Origin of the sequence: Escherichia sp. WS568 (genome assembly GCF_046486085.1) — a bacterium.
Classification (GTDB): domain Bacteria; phylum Pseudomonadota; class Gammaproteobacteria; order Enterobacterales; family Enterobacteriaceae; genus Escherichia; species Escherichia coli.
Genome location: NZ_JBJQMC010000054.1, coordinates 1 through 3,689, shown reverse-complemented (window position 1 = coordinate 3,689; position 3,689 = coordinate 1). Strand labels below are relative to the sequence as shown.

The window sequence follows — 3,689 nt, the reverse complement described above, 5'->3', positions numbered from 1 at the left end:
TATTATGGTGATCCCCTGGGCGAAATGCGCCTGGTAAGCAGAGTTTTTGAAATGTAAGGCCTTTGAATAAGACAAAAGGCTGCCTCATCGCTAACTTTGCAACAGTGCCACGAACAGCACCTTCAGATAATGGTATCCAGTCAATTTGTGCCTTCATAATACCAGTCATCGCTCCATGTCGTTCCGGAGAGCACCACACCATTCCTTCAGACCAGCGAACCAGTTCACGCAACTCCATAACTTTTGGATGTGATTCCGGTGCATCATCAGGAAGTGGAAGGCCAGATGGATTAAAAATGCGGACGTCTGCGCCCATTGCAGTTAACAAACGGCCTGCTTCCTCTGTCGCCAGTCGACTGTATGAGCGCTCACGAACTGAGCCATAAAGCATTAGAATACGAGGTGGGTGAGATATTGCCGGTATCCCCATTTTTTGCTCAGTTATTGCAGTATCAGATAAATCAGGAACTATATTATTTAACCTATTAATTTTTATGATTTTCTCTATATATTCTTGGCTTAATTAGGTGTGCTTCGCACGGGTAGATACAGCATTCGTCAATCATGACAGTTATGAGTTTTCCGGTTACTTACCCATTTTTGCCAGCGGGTTCCGCAACATCTGTTTTACTGTTTACACAGCACTCTTCACGTAAGAATTCGATGATAGCTTCCAGTATTTCATATTGAGAGACGCACATGAGCGTTCGACTCTCCCGGTTTTGTGTGACGAGTCCTACTGATACCAGGGCTGAAATATGATGACTTAACGTTGATGAAGGAATGCCAAGCTGCTTTTGCAATTCACCTACAGGTAAACCTTGTTCTCCAGCTTTTACAAGATGTTTGAATATGAACAAACGGGTCGGGTGACCCAGTTCTTTTAGAGCTTTAGCTACTTCTTCCAGTTGCATGTGACAACCCTCTGCCTGATGATATTTCGATAATACCAGAAATATCTTGACTATAATTATATTTCGATTATTCTAGAATAATAGATTCTGTCAAGAGGTTTAGTATGAATAGTTGGATTCCTATGTTGCAAGATGCCGCAGAGATGTTTGTTTTTCTGGCTGTTGAGCTTTCATTGCTGTTTATTGTCATTAGTGCCGGTGTGAGCCTGATAAGGCAAAAAGTCCCGGATCATAAAATTCAGCAGATGATGGGGGCGAGAAAAGGTAAGGGGTATCTGTTGGCCTCGTTGCTGGGAGCCGTTACCCCTTTCTGTAGTTGCTCAACAATTCCAATGTTGCGAGGATTGTTGTCTGCGAAAGCGGGGTTTGGTCCGACACTCACTTTTTTGTTTGTTTCACCGTTGCTTAATCCCATTATCGTGGGACTAATGTGGGTTACCTTTGGCTGGAAAGTAACTTTGCTGTATGCGATCATCGCTGCCGGTGTTTCAGTTCTTTCCAGTATTATACTGGATTATTTAGGGTTTGAACGTCATATTGTTGAATACAAAAATTCAGTATCAGGTAGTTGCGCCACCAAGTGCGGTGATTCTGAAGCTTCGGTAAAAACGAATTGCTGTACTTCATCAGCAAAAACCATAATTAACTTAAAGACAGTAAAGAAAGAGCAAAATATATCGGCGTGTTGTCCCTCAATTCTATCAGAAAAATCTTCTGAAAGTTGTTGCAGCAGCGAGAGTCAGGGCAACAGAAATCTCACAATGAATGCCACCTCTGGTCTAATAAAATTAGCAATGAAAGATGCCTTACAACAGTTTAAGGATGTTCTGCCTTATCTTTTGTTAGCTATATTAATAGGTTCATTTATTTATGGTTTTATCCCTTCAGAGTGGATTGCAGCTCATGCCGGTGCAGATAATCCATTAGCCATACCGCTCAGTGCTGTTGTTGGTATTCCGCTGTATATTCGTGCTGAGGCCGTAATACCACTTGCATCAGTTCTGATGACTAAAGGTATGGGCCTCGGAGCTTTAATGGCCTTGATAATCGGTAGTGCTGGAGCGAGTCTGACAGAAGTAATATTGCTTAAATCAATGTTCAGAATGCCCATGATAATCGCATTTCTGACGGTTATCTTAGGTATGGCAATCCTTATGGGATATTTAACGCAATTTTTGTTTTAATCCTTATGAGAAGGGATTTTTGCGTCAATATGAAAATCCCTTCAGTCTTACGGCGCGGTTCTAACGGTGTAGCCCTTTTATTGTTAACCGTATTCTGCAAGAACGGTGATATCACGAATCCCGAGCTGTCTGGCGGTAAAATGCCGGACGCCGGAAGGAATATGACCTGGGACCTACGTGCGCCCGCACCGACACCCTCACACCTTCGAGCTACTGTTGCCATTAAGGGGTCGTTTCGTGGTGCTGAATTTTGACGATCGGGGTACCGTCACCCATCGGGCGATATTGGGGGAAACCTGTACGGTGCTGGAGATGGCCGCAGGAACCTGGCATGCCGTGCTGTCGCTGGATACCGGTGGCATAATTTTTGAAGTAAAACACGGTGGCTATCAACCCGTGGCTGCCGATGACTATGCGCACTGGGCTCCAGCGGAAGGAGAACCAGGAACCACGGAGCTTATGGCCTGGTATGCGCAAGCGCAGGTGGGCGACAGCACTTTTGCCGTCTAAGGCGATAAACAAAAACGGAATGAGTTTCCCCATCCCGTTTCCGCTATTACAAACCGTCGGTGACGATTTTAGCCGCCGACGCTAATACATCGCGACGGCTTTCTGCCTTAGGTTGAGGCTGGGTGAAGTAAGTGACCAGAATCAGCGGCGCACGATCTTTTGGCCAGATCACCGCGATATCGTTGGTGGTGCCATAGCCACCGCTGCCGGTTTTATCCCCCACAACCCAGGAAGCAGGCAGTCCAGCCTGAATGCTCGCTGCACCGGTGGTATTGCCTTTCATCCATGTCACCAGCTGCGCCCGTTGGCTGTCGCCCAATGCTTTACCCAGCGTCAGATTCCGCAGAGTTTGCGCCATTGCCCGAGGTGAAGTGGTATCACGCGGATCGCCCGGAATGGCGGTGTTTAACGTCGGCTCGGTACGGTCGAGACGGAACGTTTCGTCTCCCAGCTGTCGGGCGAACGCGGTGACGCTAGCCGGGCCGCCAACGTGAGCAATCAGCTTATTCATCGCCACGTTATCGCTGTACTGTAGCGCGGCCGCGCTAAGCTCAGCCAGTGACATCGTCCCATTGACGTGCTTTTCCGCAATCGGATTATAGTTAACAAGGTCAGATTTTTTGATCTCAACTCGCTGATTTAACAGATTCGGTTCGCTTTCACTTTTCTTCAGCACCGCGGCCACGGCCATCACTTTACTGGTGCTGCACATCGCAAAGCGCTCATCAGCACGATAAAGTATTTGCGAATTATCTGCTGTGTTAATCAATGCCACACCCAGTCTGCCTCCCGACTGCCGCTCTAATTCGGCAAGTTTTTGCTGTACGTCCGCCGTTTGCGCATACAGCGGCACACTTCCTAACAACAGCGTGACGGTTGCCGTCGCCATCAGCGTGAACTGGCGCAGTGATTTTTTAACCATGGGATTCCTTATTCTGGAAGATACGAAATAACAACAACATGAATAGTCCCTAAATTCCACGTGTGTTTTTTATTAGCTTCAAAAATCACTATTTCACGAAGAATTTAGACTGCTTCTCACACATTGTAACATTATTTACAACCACCTTTCAATCATTTT

At 46.4% G+C, this 3,689-nt stretch carries 4 protein-coding genes and 1 pseudogene; 2 read left to right on the top strand and 3 right to left on the bottom strand.

Going from position 1 to position 3,689, the window contains the following annotated elements; all coding sequences use genetic code 11:
* Window positions 1–430, bottom strand: a 430-nt coding sequence (locus ACJHWR_RS25080; RefSeq protein WP_252516629.1) for an NAD(P)H-dependent oxidoreductase, incomplete at its 3' end; no start/stop codon positions are given.
* 160 nt (window positions 431–590) lie between these two features.
* Window positions 591–914 (bottom strand): ArsR/SmtB family transcription factor, encoded by a 324-nt coding sequence (locus tag ACJHWR_RS25075; RefSeq protein ID WP_001175594.1) that lies wholly within the window; start codon window positions 912–914, stop codon window positions 591–593.
* Window positions 915–1,018: 104 nt separating this feature from the next.
* Here ACJHWR_RS25075 and ACJHWR_RS25070 point away from each other — a divergent pair, with 104 nt between their 5' ends.
* Window positions 1,019–2,098, top strand: coding sequence for a permease (locus tag ACJHWR_RS25070; protein WP_001089727.1), 1,080 nt, complete (start codon window positions 1,019–1,021; stop codon window positions 2,096–2,098).
* A gap of 165 nt (window positions 2,099–2,263) precedes the next feature.
* Window positions 2,264–2,608 (top strand): annotated as a pseudogene (locus ACJHWR_RS25065) (WbuC family cupin fold metalloprotein); the annotation flags it as partial.
* Window positions 2,609–2,654: 46 nt separating this feature from the next.
* Here ACJHWR_RS25065 and ACJHWR_RS25060 read toward each other — a convergent pair.
* The gene (locus tag ACJHWR_RS25060) at window positions 2,655–3,530 is read right to left on the bottom strand and encodes an extended-spectrum class A beta-lactamase CTX-M-55 (RefSeq protein ID WP_015387340.1); all 876 of its coding nucleotides are present in this window, start codon (window positions 3,528–3,530) and stop codon (window positions 2,655–2,657) included.
* Window positions 3,531–3,689 lie beyond the last annotated feature (159 nt).